15 protein-coding genes are annotated in these 15,896 nt (G+C 45.6%); 8 read left to right on the plus strand and 7 right to left on the minus strand.

Translation table 11 applies throughout. The features are described from left to right. Positions 1-57: 57 nt before the first annotated feature. The 6 genes from ACFPFU_RS23250 (at position 58) to ACFPFU_RS23275 (ending at position 4,717) form a co-directional block, all read left to right on the plus strand. On the plus strand, positions 58-1,404 hold the full coding sequence (locus ACFPFU_RS23250) for an MBL fold metallo-hydrolase (protein ID WP_377068686.1): 1,347 nt from the start codon (positions 58-60) through the stop codon (positions 1,402-1,404). A 43-nt stretch (positions 1,405-1,447) separates the two neighbouring features. Next, on the plus strand, positions 1,448-2,398 hold the full coding sequence (locus tag ACFPFU_RS23255; RefSeq protein ID WP_377068688.1) for a sterol desaturase family protein: 951 nt from the start codon (positions 1,448-1,450) through the stop codon (positions 2,396-2,398). A gap of 154 nt (positions 2,399-2,552) precedes the next feature. Beyond that, positions 2,553-2,885, plus strand: coding sequence for an arsenosugar biosynthesis-associated peroxidase-like protein (locus ACFPFU_RS23260; protein ID WP_377068690.1), 333 nt, complete (start codon positions 2,553-2,555; stop codon positions 2,883-2,885). After that, a complete protein-coding gene (arsS, locus tag ACFPFU_RS23265) occupies positions 2,885-3,943 on the plus strand; it encodes an arsenosugar biosynthesis radical SAM (seleno)protein ArsS (RefSeq protein ID WP_377068692.1) in 1,059 nt (352 codons plus the stop codon). The genes ACFPFU_RS23260 and arsS overlap by 1 nt, the downstream gene beginning before the upstream one ends. Beyond that, positions 3,940-4,551: a TIGR04282 family arsenosugar biosynthesis glycosyltransferase gene (locus tag ACFPFU_RS23270; protein WP_377068694.1), complete on the plus strand. Its 612-nt coding sequence runs from the start codon at positions 3,940-3,942 to the stop codon at positions 4,549-4,551. The genes arsS and ACFPFU_RS23270 overlap by 4 nt, the downstream gene beginning before the upstream one ends. After that, on the plus strand, positions 4,544-4,717 hold the full coding sequence (locus ACFPFU_RS23275) for a hypothetical protein (protein ID WP_377068696.1): 174 nt from the start codon (positions 4,544-4,546) through the stop codon (positions 4,715-4,717). Before ACFPFU_RS23270 ends, ACFPFU_RS23275 begins: the two co-directional genes overlap by 8 nt. 278 nt (positions 4,718-4,995) lie before the next feature. On the opposite strand, the gene ACFPFU_RS23280 is transcribed toward ACFPFU_RS23275, so the two are convergent. Continuing rightward, positions 4,996-5,832 carry a 1,4-dihydroxy-2-naphthoyl-CoA synthase gene (locus ACFPFU_RS23280; protein WP_377068698.1) on the minus strand — a complete coding sequence of 279 codons (837 nt, stop codon included), beginning with the start codon at positions 5,830-5,832 and terminating at the stop codon, positions 4,996-4,998. 104 nt (positions 5,833-5,936) lie between these two features. On the opposite strand from ACFPFU_RS23280, the gene ACFPFU_RS23285 reads away from it, so the two are divergent. Both ACFPFU_RS23285 and ACFPFU_RS23290 read left to right on the plus strand, forming a co-directional pair. Further along, positions 5,937-7,010 carry an AMP-binding protein gene (locus ACFPFU_RS23285; protein WP_377068700.1) on the plus strand — a complete coding sequence of 358 codons (1,074 nt, stop codon included), beginning with the start codon at positions 5,937-5,939 and terminating at the stop codon, positions 7,008-7,010. Further along, positions 7,007-7,423 carry a DUF2141 domain-containing protein gene (locus tag ACFPFU_RS23290; RefSeq protein WP_377068702.1) on the plus strand — a complete coding sequence of 139 codons (417 nt, stop codon included), beginning with the start codon at positions 7,007-7,009 and terminating at the stop codon, positions 7,421-7,423. The genes ACFPFU_RS23285 and ACFPFU_RS23290 overlap by 4 nt, the downstream gene beginning before the upstream one ends. Before the next feature lie 38 nt (positions 7,424-7,461). Here the strand turns inward: ACFPFU_RS23290 and ACFPFU_RS23295 are convergent, their stop codons facing one another. From ACFPFU_RS23295 to ACFPFU_RS23320, 6 genes are all read right to left on the minus strand, one after another. After that, the gene (locus ACFPFU_RS23295) at positions 7,462-9,177 is read right to left on the minus strand and encodes a capsule assembly Wzi family protein (protein ID WP_377068704.1); all 1,716 of its coding nucleotides are present in this window, start codon (positions 9,175-9,177) and stop codon (positions 7,462-7,464) included. Between the two features lie 122 nt (positions 9,178-9,299). Next, positions 9,300-9,590, minus strand: coding sequence for a thiamine-binding protein (locus ACFPFU_RS23300; protein ID WP_377068706.1), 291 nt, complete (start codon positions 9,588-9,590; stop codon positions 9,300-9,302). A 4-nt stretch (positions 9,591-9,594) separates the two neighbouring features. Further along, on the minus strand, positions 9,595-10,155 hold the full coding sequence (gene pth / locus ACFPFU_RS23305) for an aminoacyl-tRNA hydrolase (protein WP_377068708.1): 561 nt from the start codon (positions 10,153-10,155) through the stop codon (positions 9,595-9,597). A 101-nt stretch (positions 10,156-10,256) separates the two neighbouring features. After that, positions 10,257-10,844 (minus strand): 50S ribosomal protein L25/general stress protein Ctc, encoded by a 588-nt coding sequence (locus tag ACFPFU_RS23310; protein ID WP_377068710.1) that lies wholly within the window; start codon positions 10,842-10,844, stop codon positions 10,257-10,259. Positions 10,845-10,873: 29 nt separating this feature from the next. Then, on the minus strand, positions 10,874-11,800 hold the full coding sequence (locus ACFPFU_RS23315) for a ribose-phosphate pyrophosphokinase (RefSeq protein WP_377068712.1): 927 nt from the start codon (positions 11,798-11,800) through the stop codon (positions 10,874-10,876). Between the two features lie 267 nt (positions 11,801-12,067). Then, a complete protein-coding gene (locus ACFPFU_RS23320; RefSeq protein WP_377068714.1) occupies positions 12,068-15,754 on the minus strand; it encodes a response regulator in 3,687 nt (1,228 codons plus the stop codon). Positions 15,755-15,896 lie beyond the last annotated feature (142 nt).

The following is a 15,896-nucleotide window of genomic DNA, read 5'->3' on the forward strand; positions in this document are numbered from 1 at the left end:
ATTGAGCGGATGGTTCATAGATCCAAGTAGACCCAAGAAAAAACTAACTGATTTGAAATGAGAAATTATAGCATCAAACAATTCGAGGACAAGGGGCTTGCCCATTTTTCTTATGCCGTTTTATCAGGCAGCGAGGTCATTTTGATAGATCCGGCAAGGGACCCACAGCCATATTATGATTTTGCCGGAGACCACGGTGCTGAGATCAAGGGGGTAATAGAGACCCATCCCCATGCAGATTTCGTGAGCTCCCATCTAGAGATCCACCGGCAAAAAGGCGTGTTGATCTACACAAGTGAATTGGTAGGGGCTGACTACCCTTACCAATCATTTGATGAAGGGGATGAAATAGTATTTGGAAATGATGTGCGTCTAAGGGCGGTGCATACCCCAGGGCACTCTCCTGACAGTATCAGCATAGTATTGTCGGAGAAGGGAAAAGATAAGGCGGTCTTTACAGGGGATACCCTTTTTATCGGCGATGTGGGGAGGCCCGATCTCAGGGAAAAGACAGGTAAAATGCAGGCCAAGAGGGAGGAACTGGCAAGAATGATGTACAATACGCTACGCAGTAAATTGATGGAACTTGATGACGATGTGGTGGTTTATCCTGCACATGGCTCCGGTTCACTCTGCGGCAAAGCGATGAGTGACGCCAAGCAAAGTACTATAGGAGCGGAAAAGGTGGGGAATTATGCCTTACAGCCTATGGACGAAGACGATTTTGTGGATCTTTTGCTGGAAGACCAGCCCTTTATTCCCAAATATTTTCCTTATGACGTAGACCTGAACAAACAGGGTGCGCCGGCTTATCGGGACAGTGTCAATAAGGTGAGAAAGTTCGATGAAAACTTTCAGCCAGAAGAGGGAGCCCTTGTAGTGGATGGCAGACCGGATCATTTTTTTAAAAAATCCCATATCAAGGGGGCGATCAACATCATGCTGGATAACAAATTTGAGACCTGGTTGGGCAGTATAGTGGGGCCAGATGAGGCCTATTATCTGGTAGCCCAAAATGAACAAGACTTAGCGCGTTTGATTCAAAAGGCCGCCAAGATCGGGTATGAATTAAACATCAAGGGGACTTTCGTCTATACCCGGCAAGGCGGGGAGCAAATGGATAAATTCGATAAGAAAGCGTTTGAATCTGAAAAGCAGGCCTACACCGTGTTGGACGTAAGAAATGTAAGCGAACTTAAAGACAACGGCATATTTAAAGGCGCCATTAACATACCCTTGCCGGAATTGAGGGAAAGGGTGGATGAGATTCCGGCGGATAAACCTGTAGTGGTCCATTGTTCGGGAGGCTATCGGTCAGCTGTAGGAAGCAGCATTGTGGAAGGTGCCTTAAATGGCCAGCAAGTGATGGATATGGGGGAAGCCATTAAAGATTATATGGATTAATTGTTAAATTGGGGATAAATTCAAATTCCGTCTTTTCAGTATAATGGAAAAATATATTGAGATCATTGGCAACGCTTATTATGGATATTTCCATTATTTGGTCAACGAGATCATGTATCCTTCATGGAAAAACTACTTTTGGTGGCTCCTGGGCTTGTCTTTAACCGTTTGGCTGCTGGAACTTGTTTTTCCCTGGAGAAAAAAACAACCCATATTCCGCAAGGATTTCTGGCTGGATGGTTTTTATATGTTTTTCAATTTTTTTCTTTTTTCCCTTATTGCCTATAACGCCATATCCAACGTGGCGGTGGAGGCTTTCAATGATTTTCTTGCCCTGTTCGGTATCACCAACTTGGTGGCAATTGAAGTGAATTCCTGGCCCAAGTGGGGGCAACTCCTGCTGCTTTTTGTTTTGGCTGATTTTATACAATGGAATGTTCATCGGCTGCTGCACCGGGTGCCGGCGCTATGGGAATACCATAAGGTACACCACTCTGTGGAGCAAATGGGCTTCGCGGCCCATTTGAGATTTCATTGGATGGAAACCATCCTGTATAAAAGTGCCCAGTATGTCCCATTGGCCATGATCGGCTTTGGATTGGAAGATTTTTTCCTGGTCCACATTTTCACCACGGCCATCGGCCATCTTAACCATGCCAATTTGAGAATCACTTATGGGCCGTTAAAATATGTGTTGAACAATCCTATCATGCACATATGGCATCATGCCAAAAAATTACCGGAGGGCAGTTATGGGGTGAATTACGGACTCACCTTAAGCATATGGGATTACCTTTTTGGTACCGCCTACATCCCCCATGAAGGCAGGGACGAGCCATTGGGCTTTGACGGCGTGGAGGATTTTCCCAAAGGTTTCTGGCAACAGGTGACATATCCTTTTATCAGACAAAAGCCTTCGCAAAAACCCAATGATCCTCCCAAAAAGAAGGGGAACGTATCTTCCAGTGATTTGATGGAGGAGACCGTCCACTGATGATATTTTTTAAATTAACTTATCCTATCATACCTTTCAGGCAGGAAAAAATTGTTAAGTTGGAATTCCCCAGTCATACCTTTGTGAAGGGGAAAGGTTGTTTCCTGTAGATGACTTTGATTTATAAACCGTTACCATACTAAACCCTTACGATATGAAAACTTACTATAACGCGGAAGATTTAAAGAAATTCGGAAAAATTGAAGAATTCCAAAAGCCGCTGGCGGACAAATTTTTTGATTATTACGGAGAGGTTTTTCAGGAGGGGGCCCTCACGGCCCGGGAAAAATCCTTGATAGCTTTGGCCGTAGCCCATGCCATTCAATGTCCCTACTGCATAGATGCCTATACTACCGACACGATGGAAAAAGGTTGTGATGAAGAGCAAATGATGGAGGCTGTGCACGTGGCTGCTGCCATTAGAGGCGGCGCATCTTTGGTGCATGCCACCCAGATGATGAACAGAGCAAAAGAACTATCCATGTAATGAAATCACTTAAAGCCCAAAAAAGCAGATTAGCGGATTCGCAATACGAACTTGAAGTACTGGAAGCCCGAACCCCTACCGGTACGGAGGGAATTGCCTTTGCCAAAAAGCTGGACACATGCGGGCTGTTTCCCTTAAAACCTATCCGGATTGAGATTCTACAGATCAATTTGGGTAAGATGTGTAACCAGGTATGTAAGCATTGTCATGTGGATGCGGGGCCTGACCGGCAGGAAATTATGAGCCGGGAAACGATGACGCAATGCCTTCATGTGATCCAAAAATACCGCATCAACTGTGTAGATCTCACCGGCGGCGCCCCTGAGATGAATCCTGATTTCCGGTGGTTCGTTGCAGCCATAAGAAAAATCGATAGGCGCATAAAAATCATAGTCAGGTGTAACCTTACCATTATTTTGGCCAATCCAAAATACAAAGATCTTCCCCGGTTCTATAAAGAACATGATGTGGAAGTGGTGAGCTCTTTGCCCTATTATACAGCGATGAAGACAGACTCTCAAAGAGGGGAAGGGGTTTTCAGCAAATCCATCGAGGCCTTAAAAATGCTCAATGAGGTGGGATATGGTGTGGAGGGCTCCGGCTTGGTATTGAATCTTGTGTATAATGCTTCTGGGGCCTTTCTGCCGCCGTCCCAGGCGGCGCTGGAAGCGGAGTTCAAAAAGAAATTAGCCAAATTATATGGCATAACCTTTAATTCGCTCTTTGCGATTACCAATCTCCCCATCAGCAGGTTTTTGGATTATCTGCTGCGAAGCGGCAATTTTGATGAATACATGGAAAAACTGATCGGTGCTTTCAATCCCACGGCGGCAGAAAATGTCATGTGCAGGAATACGGTTTCCGTGGGATGGGACGGCTATCTGTATGACTGTGATTTTAACCAGATGTTGGAGATGAAGGTCGATGTCCCGGGAAACCGGCATATTTCAGAATGGAACCAGGAGACTTTGTCCAACAGGAATATCATGGTCAAACAGCACTGTTTTGGATGCACGGCGGGGGGAGGAAGCAGCTGTGGGGGAGCCACTGCCCCATGAAGAGGCCGGAGAGTAAAGCTTTGATTATCTTTCAGAAAAACCTGATCAAAGGAACGGTGAAAACCAGACTTGCGGAAACGATGGGGGAAGAGGCCGCGCTTGAAATTTACCGGAAGCTGGTAAAACATACCCATGTGCAGTCTTCCAAAGTAAAAGCAGACAAATTATTGTTTCTCTCAGATCAGGTTTCGACACAGGAGAAGGTTGGCTATGCTGGTTATCATTGTTATGTCCAGGCTGAGGGAGATCTTGGTTACAGGATGAAAAATGCCTTTGATCACAGTTTTGCCAAGGGGTACAAAAAGACCATCATCATCGGGACAGATTGTGCGGCATTGACAGACAGTATCATTGAAGATGCGTATACCCTGCTGGATGTGAATGATGTAGTAATAGGTCCTGCAATAGATGGGGGGTATTATCTTATCGGGATGAAAAAGGTCATTGACGGACTGTTTGAGGACATTCCTTGGAGTACTGACCAGGTATTTGCATTGACGGTGGAGAAATTAAAAAACAATCAACTTGAATATGGCTGTCTGCCGGAACTCCCGGATGTAGACAGTGCCGCTGATTGGGAATCCCAAAAACATTTAATAGGTGAATAATCAGCCGTTGTCCGTCTGTGACAAAACCGCTGGAGCATTGGAGGTTTTGGAAGGAAAGGATATGCACATCACCGGTCCAACCTATTTCTACGATGGAGGAGGTGCTGTTAGCAAAGGGCTAAAGCCAGTCACCCGGTCGATACTAGACAGGTACCGCTTAAACTAACGTGGGTTCGGGGACGTTTTTGTAGAAAAGCCGTTCCCGAAGGTGTCCAGGACAAGCTATTCCGAGGCGCTAAGGGTGGTTTGTGTGGTGGAGCCCTGGGAATTCCCTTACGGAAGGAGACTGCCGCACCCTTTTTCCAGCCCTCCAACCCCCTAAAAAGGCTTCGCAGTGACGATAGACGGCTTTTTGGGAGGTTCTTAGAAACTCAAGTTTAAAATAAAAGGAAGATGCCTGAAACTCCAACCCCTGGGAAAGCCCCATGGGTTGGGGTTGGTTTTTTATGGGATCCACTTGATGTTTTTGAAGTTTGGCTTTCTTTTTTCCAGAAAAGCATCTCTTCCCTCTTTTGCCTCCTCGGTCATATAGGCCAATCTGGTAGCTTCTCCGGCAAATACCTGCTGTCCCACCATGCCATCATCGGTAAGGTTAAAAGCAAATTTCAGCATTTTGATGGAAGTTGGGGATTTTTCCAGGATTTCCTGTGCCCATTGATAGGCCGTGCCTTCCAGTTCGGCATGGGGGATAACTGCATTGACCATTCCCATTTCGTAAGCATCCTGGGCCGAGTAGTTTCTTCCCAGGAAGAAAATTTCCCTTGCCCGCTTCTGACCTACCATTTTGGCAAGATAGGCGGAGCCATAGCCCCCATCAAAACTGGTCACATCGGCATCGGTTTGTTTGAAGACCGCATGTTCTTTACTGGCAAGAGTGAGATCGCATACCACATGCAGGCTGTGGCCTCCGCCGACTGCCCACCCAGGCACCACCGCAATCACTACCTTTGGCATAAAGCGGATCAGCCGCTGGACTTCCAGGATGTTTAGCCGGTGCATGCCGTCATCTCCAACATACCCCTGATGCCCTCTTGCCTTTTGGTCTCCCCCGCTGCAAAACGCGTATACACCGTCTTTTGTGGAAGGACCCTCACCGGACAGCAAGACCACACCGATGGAGGTATCTTCCCTTGCATCCAGGAATGCATCATACAGCTCACTGGTGGTTTTCGGGCGGAACGCATTCCGGACGTTTGGACGGTTAAACGCTATCCGGGCTACGCCGTCACATTTTTTGTAGGTGATGTCTTCGTATTCTTTGACAGTTTTCCAATTGATCATGGTACTCTTTTTTTTTGCAAGATACAGCCTTGGTCGGATTTTTTTGATTTTAGCACGCCGATAATGCGGCCTTGCCTATTTTTCTGTTTTATTTGCTGTTGATTATGGGATCAATTAAAGTCGGTCAACAAAATTATTCATTTGAAGCTATCCGGGGCGGTGACTGGAAAGGCCTTGACAGTGAGTTTGAAAAGGTGTTTGCTTTTTGCAGGGACTGGTTGAGGGGAGAAGGTGAATTTGTGCTAAGAACCTCCGGATCCACGGGTAGACCTCAGGAGATCACGGTGAGCAGAGAGCAGATGCGGCTGAGTGCCAACGCCACAAGGGGTTTTTTCAATTTACAACATGGTTGCCGAATGCTTTGCTGTCTGAATACAGAGATGATTGCCGGTCGCATGATGCTGGTCAGGGCCATGGAATGGGAAGCCGAATTATTACTGGTGACGCCGACATCTCTGCCTTTGGAAAACCTGGATAATCCGTATTTTGATTTTGTGGCCATGGTGCCTATGCAGTTGCAGGCCAGTATGGATAAACAAAAATCCCGTCATTTGCTTGATAATATCCGGGTATTGATCATAGGAGGGGCACCTTTATCCGATGTGTTGAGGGAAAAGGCGAAGTCATTGAAAGGAGAAGTATATCAGACGTATGGAATGACTGAAACGGTTTCCCATGTGGCTTTGGCCAACCTCAAAGCAGAGGGGCCTTTGGTTTACAGGGCGTTGCCGGGGGTTAACCTGGAAGTAGATGGGGAAAACAGGCTGGTCATTCAGGCCCCTATGGCAGGCAACCGGACCTTGCAGACACAGGATGTGGTGGACCTGTTGTCCCATAACAGCTTTGTGTGGAAAGGGAGGGTGGATTTCGTGGTTAATTCAGGGGGAATCAAGATACATCCGGAAGAAACGGAGTCCGTCATTCGGCCTTTGATGCACGAATATTTTCCTGAAAGAAGGTACTTCCTGACCGGGATGCAGGATGAATTGCTTGGTGAGGCCCTGGTGCTGGTTGTAGAAGGGGAGGAGGATATCACCAATGCAGGGCATTTTCTGGAAAAATCCGCCGAAATGTTGGGAAGGTTTCATGTGCCTAAGCAGGTATTTTTCGTAAGAAAATTTTCCATGACGCCTTCCCAAAAAATAAACAGGTTGGAGACCAAGAAGAATTTAAGATGAACTGGCTGGCTTTAATAGTGATGGTTATGGTAGGGTATTCGGGGTATTCTACATTGGATATCGTGGTGACGGATGCCGTATCGGATGAGGGGGTGATCAGGGTGCTTCTTTTTGATAATGAAAAAGGTTTCCCTGACCAACCTGAATGGGCACGGTCTGCTTTTTCTTTGCCTATTAAAGAGGGTAGGGCACGGGTAAGCGTGGAAAAGCTGCTTCCGGGAAGTTATGCCGTTGCGGTATTCCATGATCATGATGGAGACGGAAAAATGAGAAAAGGGCTTTTTGGCATTCCAAGGGATAGGTATGGCTTTTCCAATAACGTCATGGGGACGATGGGACCCCCTTCTTTTGAGAAAGCAGCCATTGTGTTGGGAAATAAAGACAAAACGGTTTTCATCCGGCTGAAAGATTAAAACCCAGCAGGACCTGATATTCTAAAAAGCGGCTTTGGTTAAAACAGATAAGCGATTTTGACCCTGGAGTGAAAATTGGCTTTTCTTTTTCCAAAATCCCCTAAACTGTTGCTTTCCTGGACGGCATAATTGTAGTTATGTCCTTGGATGAATTTGGCGTTTGCGGAGAGAAGCAAGTGGTGAAACTGCCGGTCAAATACGGCTCCAAGGCCGAGGTCTACCCAACGGAGTACGTCCAATCCATTGGCTTTGGGGAAGTTGTGGAAGTGGGTGTCCCGTGCCCAGCGTTCCAATGTGAGGCCCAGCTTGTTCAATCCGTTGATTTTGCTGATCTCCATTAGGGTCAAGTTGCCGCTGTGTCCCAGACCGGATCCGAGAACCTGCCCCCGATGGGTGAGCCCGTGTCTGACCTGAAAATTTTCATACAGTCCCAATCCGCTATGGTAACTGCCCCCTTTCTCGCCCCATCTCACCAGACTGCCGATGCTGTTTTCCGTTTGTGTCATTTCCATTTTGACTGATAACAGGTCTTTTTCAGAAAGCGGGAAGTACTTACTGAAACCCAGAATGTATCCCCTGGCATGCTCGGGATTCAGAAAAAGATCCCGCCAGTTCAGGGGATGATCGGTGCGCATGAGTTCCCCGTAAATTTCGGCTTTGGCTTCAGGAATAACCCATCTGGCAAAAACTGACAAATGCTGATCCGTTTCACTGAGGTGGGATTCCATTAACCCGATTTTTTCTTTCCGCAGGCCTTCTAGCAGCGGAAACCAAGTATAAAAACCGCCGTCTCTCAGTGTTTCGCTGTACATCATAAAGCTTCTCGTAAAGCCTAAGGAGAGGCCCACCAGCCATTTTGGCGCGTAACTTATCGAAATGCCGGTAATATATCTCCAATCATCCCTGTATGGGGAGAATAGATGCTGATAGGCTCCATCACTGAAAAAGGGGTAGCCCGATCCATCAAGCCTTCCCATAAAATATTGCCCCTCCCAATTGCCTATGAAAGTTTTCGCAGGCCGGGTGGTATTCAGGGTGACATGGGGAAAACCGGCTGCATTATCGCTAAGAACCAAGGCATGATTTTGTCCCGGCCCCCACCATATGTTTTCTGTGGAAATACCGGCAGCAAACGACCCGAAATTCAATTTTACATGTGAATTTCCGGGCAGAACTTGGGTGATGGAACGGGTGCCGTGTCTGATAGGCCTGTCGATCTGTGTCACAAACAGACTGATCGCCCAAAAATAGTCGGTCGGCAGACTTTCATCATATTCCTGAAAGGGAAGATTTTGGGCATGGAAAAACTGAGGATACAACTGGACACTCAATATGCCCACTGAAGCATGCAAGCCCACTTCCAGAAGATGTTGGAATCCTCTGGCGGGTAAGACAGGGCCGTCACCCCATCCGTAGGGATAAGCTGCATTATATACCTGCGTGGCCTGGAGGGGAAGCAGATTGAATTGAAGGAGGCTGTTCTTTTTAGTCAGCGGTTTGCCAAAACGTTCCAATATACCGTCCTCTTTGATAAATGCCAGCGAATCCAAAGCCTTGTTGAGCGTGATGGGGCGGTAATTGAAACTAAGATCCGTTCCCTTCTCACCGATCACCTGCTCGCGTCTCAGGTATTCATTGATCATTGGAAAGCTCACAGGTATATTTTGGGATATTGCAGGGGAAAAAGTCGCAAAAAAACAAATCAATCCACCAAACCATCTTAAGAGCGATTTTATACCTGTTGAAGTGGTCATGGCGGCAGTTGGTTATTTCATTGGTATTAAAGAAAAGTCATGTAAGCAATTAATGTACTAAATATGTAAAAAATAACAAAAAAAATGAACTATGTAGCGGGTTAATAATAAGGGTCCCTGACCTATCGGTATTTGGAGGTTTTCTCTTCCATGGTTACGTCCCGGTTGTTGCGTATATGCAAGCGGTAATACACCAGGATTTCCTCTGCTCCTGCATCCAGCACGGCTTGCTGGGCTCTTTTGGCAATGGACATCAACTTATCTTCGGGACCTTCCATTACCGTTTCGAAGGGTGTAACTGTGAATTTTACCCCTGAGGAGGCAATCACTTCAATGGCTTTGTCTACCAATGCATACGCATCCAGTGTCTTGCTTTTGGGCACAATCTGTAGGCCCAGGTTGATATCAGGCATGGTGTTATTGATTATAATGGTTCATGGTTTGCTGTAATCCGATGGTGCAAAAAGCCTCGGTCATTTCTATAGCACGGTCCATCACTTCGGGCAAACCATCGATTTCAGGCTGTGACCAACGGCCCAAGACATATTCCACCTGTCGGCCTTTGGGAAAATGGTCCCCAATTCCAAAACGCAGCCTCGCATAGTTTTGGCCGCCTGTCATATCCTCAATACTTTTGAGCCCATTGTGGCCCGCTGAGGAGCCTTTGCCTCTCATCCTGAGTTTTCCGAAGGGCAGGGCGATATCATCCGTGATGACCAGCAGGTTTTCCTTTGGAATTTTCAGTTCCTTCAACCAGTAATTAACGGCTTTCCCACTCAGGTTCATGTAAGTGGTAGGTTTGATCAGATGGAGCTGTCTTCCTTTGTGTTTATATGCTGAGATAAAGGCCAGTCGGTTACTTTCCCACTGAAGCCCTTTGTTGTCCGCCAGTCGGTCGAGCGTCAGGAAGCCCGCATTGTGCCTGGTAAGTTCATATTCAGGACCAATGTTTCCTAATCCGGCTATCAGAAATTTCATTTTTCAAGCAATGGGTTAATCGGCATGTCAGTAAAGAAAAAATCCTGCCACGGCAATTCCGGGGCAGGATAGGATTTCATATTATAAAGTGTCGGTTAAAATCAAACCTCTTCATCTTCACCTGCTTTTTTACCTCTCAATGCCCTTGGAATACCAATCGTAGCAATGGTCACATTAGGACTATTGAGGATTTCAAAATCCTTCACATTCAGCTCGCTTACCTTTATGGATTTTCCCAGGTCAAGTTTGGAAATGTCTACCGGGATAAAATCAGGCAGGTCTTTGGCCAAACCTTTTACCAACAGTGTTCTGGATTTGATTTCAAGTTTACCACCTTTCATCATGCCTGGAGAAGATCCTTGGATTTTCACCGGAATTTCCATTTTGATAGGTTTGTCTTCGCTGAATGCGAGGAAATCAGCATGTAGAAGCACTTCACTCACTGGGTGAAACTGGGCCTCTCTCAGGATGGCTTTGACTATCGTGCCTTCAACATTGAGTTCGACCATGTGAACGTCCGGCGTATAAATCAAGTCCCTGAACAGGATGGCCGGTGAATGGAAATGGATTTGTTCTTTTATGCCGGGTCCGTAGACCACGCAAGGCACATTGCCATTGTCCCGGATTTCATCCAATTCTCTTTTGTCGAGATTTGCTCTTTTAAACCCTATAATCTCTAATGATTTCATGTGTTTATAATTTGTTTAGATTGAATTTCTTAAATAAACAAGGCACTGATGGAGTCATTTTCAGTCACCGCATGGATGGCTTTGCCGAAAAGATCGGCTACTGACAACACCTTGATTTTTGAAGATTCCTGCTTTAAGGGAATGGTATCGGTGATAACCAATTCCGACAATACTGAATTTTCAATGTTTTCATAGGCTTTTCCGGACAACACCCCATGAGTGGAAATGGCTCTCACTGAATTGGCCCCTTTTTCCAGGATAATCTGGGCTGCCTTACAGATGGTCCCGGCGGTGTCTACAAGGTCATCCACCAGCACAACATCCTTGTCCCCCACTTCGCCGATTACCTGCATGGAAGCCACTTCATTGGCCCTTTTTCTGTGCTTATCACAGACCACCATATCTGCTTCAAAATACTTGGCATAAGCCCTCGCTCTTCCCACTCCCCCCACATCCGGGGAAGCAAACAGCAGGTCACCCAGTTCCAAGCTTTTCAAATAGGGCACAAAGATAGCCGAACCGTTTAAATGATCCAAAGGAATATCGAAAAATCCCTGTATCTGGCCGGCATGCAGGTCGCAGGTCATGATCCTGTCCGCACCGGCAGAAGTCAGGATATTGGCCACCAGTTTGGCGGCAATGCTGACCCTGGGGCGGTCTTTTCTGTCCTGGCGCGCATAACCGAAATAAGGGATGACCGCACAGACCTTGTAGGCACTGGCCCTTTTGGCGGCATCTATCATCAGGCATAGCTCCAATAGATTGTCTGCTGTGGGATTGGTACTCTGGATAAGAAAAACGTTGCAGCCCCTTATGGATTCATCAAAACTCGGCGATATTTCCCCGTCACTGAATTTGGTGATGGTAAGCTTGCCTAATGATTGACCATAACTTTTTGCTATTTTTTCAGCAAGAATAGGTGTGCTTGAACCTGAGAAAATTTTGGTCTCGGGCATAATGGATATCTCGTTTTTTATTGGTGGTTTGTCATAGAATTTGAGAAACAAAGGTAACAAAAAATGCATTAACTCAGGATTTATGTAAAAAATTAAAAAAAGAAACGCTGGACCGAAGTTTTTTGTAATAAGACCGGAAAAGGGGGGCCGGGGGCGCTGCGGTCCGACTGTGGTAGCAGGAAAGAAAAGGCAGTTTTTATCCGATAGCATGCCGTCGTTTTGGTGAAGTTTCCTATCCATTGCCATGTCTTGTCACCGCTGTCGCCTTCATTCCAGAAGGTTTTGGAAATTATCAAGTAGATAATCCAATTCCTCTTTGATTTTGCCGGCAAGCTTATATAATTCTTCTTCTTTTTCTTTATCCAGGCTTTCCATCTGATCTGTAAGAGGCAGCAATATGAAGAAGCCGGCAGTGGCTGCCGAACCTTTAAGGCGGTGGCTGATATTCAGTATAGACTGTTTATCTTTATTTTGTATGGCTGCAAGGAGTTTGTCCCTGCTTTCTGAAAATGTGGTTTGGGCCAGCTTCATCAGTTCGTTACAGATCATTTTGTCCCCGTCAAACAAACTGAGAAGGTGGTTTTTGTCGAAATGCTTTCTGTCAAAATCTGACAGGATTTCTTCTAAAACCCCCTTTTTTTCCGCAAGTATTTCAGGAAGTAGCCATCTGGTAATCGTTTCGGTCAGATTTTGCTGAACAAGCGGCTTTGTCATGTATTCGTTCATTCCGGCCTCGAGACACCGTTCCCGTTCTCCCAGTAAGGTGCCTGCCGTTAAAGCGATGATCGGGATGTCTTTCCCATTTTCGAGATTTCGGATCGCTTTGGCCGCCTCATAGCCATTCATAATCGGCATTTGCACATCCATCAAAATCAGATCTGGTCTTTTCCGGATCACGTATTCATAGGCGGTAAGGCCGTTGTCAGCTTCCACTATCCTGAAGGCGGGGCTTACTTTGGACAATATGATTTTGGTAAGCTTCATGTTGATCGGATTGTCTTCAGCCACTAAAATGGTGTAATCCTTCTCTGCCAAAATATTCCTATTATCAACTTCCTCTTCCAATACCGGCAAATCCGGTTGTTGCTGGGGGTTGCCGATCCGGGCAAAAACGGACAGCAGTTGATTGACCCGGAGAGGCTTTGTCAGTTTGTTATAAATCCCCAGGTCATTCAGCTTTTGGGCATTTTGATAGTCATCACCGGAGCTCGAAAGCAATACGACCGGGACACGTGCCCCGATGTTGTCTTTCAGTTTTCTGATTTTTTCCGTTGTCTCTATTCCATCCAGAAATGGCATCCGTAGATCCATCAAAATCAGGTCGATACTGCTGTCTTCTTCAATTTTCTGAACACCCTCATACCCGTTTTTTGCATGGCTGCATTGAATGTTTTTGGACGAAAGGATCTCCTCCAGAAGTTCTCTGTTGGCGCGGTTGTCGTCCACCACCAACACATGTTTGATTTTGTCTTCTTCCGGCCATTTTTCCACCGGACCTTTTTCTGTCTTTAAGCTGATGTCAAAAAAGAAAAGGCTTCCTTTATCCGGTTCGCTTTTTAACTGAAGTTTGCTGTCCATTAATTCCAACAATCGGTTGGATATGGTCAATCCCAGGCCGGTGCCTCCGAATTTCCGGGAAGTGCTGGCATCTTCTTGTGAAAATGCCTCAAAAATCTTTTGCTGTTTATCATGGGGAATTCCTATTCCCGTATCTTTTACGGAAAAGCGGAACGCTGTCTGGTCATCTGCTGCAACACCAGTCTCCAATAACTCGACTTTTAATTCTACCTCACCTTTTTCCGTAAACTTGATGGCATTGGTCAGGAGGTTGACCAGAATTTGCCGAAGCCTGACATCATCTGTATAAATATAACGTGGCAGGCTTAATGGAAGGTTGACCAAAAGTTCCAGCCCCTTTGAATGGGCTTGGTATTTGGTAATGTCTGCTACCTGGTTTCCCAAATCAAAAAGGTCGGTTTTATCGATTGAAAGTTCCATTTTGCCAGCCTCTATTTTGGAAAAATCCAGGATATCATTGATCAGGTCAAGAAGCGAATGCGCAGAATTGGAAACGGTTCTCATGTATTGAAGCTGGATTTCCGACAATGGGGTTTTCATTAGAAGATCAGTGAAACCAATTACCCCGTTAAGCGGTGTCCTTATTTCGTGGCTCATGTTGGCCAGAAAATCGGATTTTGCTCTGTTGGCATTTTCAGCGGCTTCCTTCGCCTCTTTCAGTTCCCGTTCGTGGGCTTTCTGGGCAGAAATATTCTGAACCACCGATAAAGTAGCCCATTTATTGTCTTCATAAAGGAATTTGACACCCCGGGCCAGTACCGGATAAAGGCTTCCATCTTTTCTGATGTGATTTATTTCGAAAGGACCATATTTACCGGTTTTCTCCAATTCATGAACCGCTTTACGGACTTTTTGCTCATATGTCGGTGGGACTATTTCTGAATAAGGCATACGGAATAATTCTTCTTTGCTATATCCCGAGGGGGCCAGAAAAGCAGGGTTTACTTCCAGAAACCTGCCTGATACCCGGTCCGTCAAGCATATGCCAATGGGTGAGAGATCAAAAAGATTCTTGAATTTTTCCAGGTTCAACTGTAATTCAAGCTCCAGTTGTTTTTTTTCAGAAATGTCCTGATGGGTACCATACATTTTTAGAGGTTGGCCTTTTTTATCCCAGGAATAAACCTTCCCCTTGTCCTGCACCCATATCCAACGGCCATCCCGGTGCCTGAGTCTTAGTTCATTTTCATAAAATTCGGTTTTGCCTTCATGATGATCTTTTAGAAGTTGGAGACTTCTTAAGTGGTCTTCAGGGTGGCATAGTTTTTTCCAGATATCGTCTCCAAGTTCAGCCAGTTCCTCCAGCGAATATCCTACCATTTCCCCCCATCTTTTGTCATAGGTTTTTTTTCCATTCAGAAGGTCCCATTCCCAGGTTCCGGCATTTGTTGCCTTGATGATGTAGTCTAAGCGGTTACTTTTTTCTTCCAGGGCAGTCTCGGCTTTTTTTCTGTCACTGATGTCATTGGAGATGCCCACCATCCCGATGATCTCGTTGTTTTCATTTTTTAAGGGGATTTTGGAAATCAAACAATATCTTTTGGTTCCGCTTTTCTGTTCCTGAATCACCTCTTTGTTGAGAATTTCCTCACCGTGTTCTAAAACCCTGCTGTCTTCCTCCTTGGCAAAGGCGGCTGTGGCGGCATCATACAGATCCTCATCCCTTTTTCCCAAAGCCATTTGTTTGTCCTCCAAGCCAAGATAATGCAGTTCGGCTTTATTGAGAAGCGTCTTTTCAAACCTTGTGTTTTTTACATAGACATTGATGGGAATGTTGTCAATGATGGTCTCGAGTAAGGTACGCTCCTCTTTGAGCTCTTTAGCGGTATTTTCTAGGTTTTTGTTGGCAGTGTGTAATTCACGGTTGAGGTTTTCCAGCTTGTTTTTTTTAACCTGTAATGCGATGAGGTTGTTGACTGAGTGGGCAAGTACCTCCAGTGCTTTTTTCTGCTTATTGTTGAGTTTTTTTGGTTGGGTGTCCATTACGCATAATGAACCCAAGGCATAGCCCTGCGGATCATAAATTGTCTTGCCCGCATAGAACCGGATTTTTGGAGCTTGGGTTACCAACAGGCTTTTTTCAAAACGGGGATCCTTGCTGGCATCCGTTACTTCCATAACTCCGTCCTGTAAAATGGTATATTGGCAAAAAGAATCATCCCGGGTGGTTTCGCAAAAATCTATTCCCAACTTTGATTTGAACCATTGCCTGTTTTCATCAACAAGCGATACCGTGGCAATAGGAACTTCGCAGATGGCGGATGCCAGTTCCGTTAAATTATCAAAAGACAAGTCCCGCATGGAATCCAAAAGGAGACTTTCCTTAAGTGCTTTTAGTCTTTTGGGTTCATTTTCAGGCCGGAAAATTTTGCTCATTTTGGTAAACAAGGTCATTGATTTTGAGAGGTTGATTTTAGCTAAAAATTGAGGAATATCCTATTTAGAAATACTTAATTTCCGCTATTTTTCCGCCGCAGATATCGGGTTTGTATCAAAAAAACAAAAAAATAAATTTGAA

The organism is Negadavirga shengliensis (genome assembly GCF_042652345.1).
Lineage (GTDB): Bacteria > Bacteroidota > Bacteroidia > Cytophagales > Cyclobacteriaceae > Negadavirga > Negadavirga shengliensis.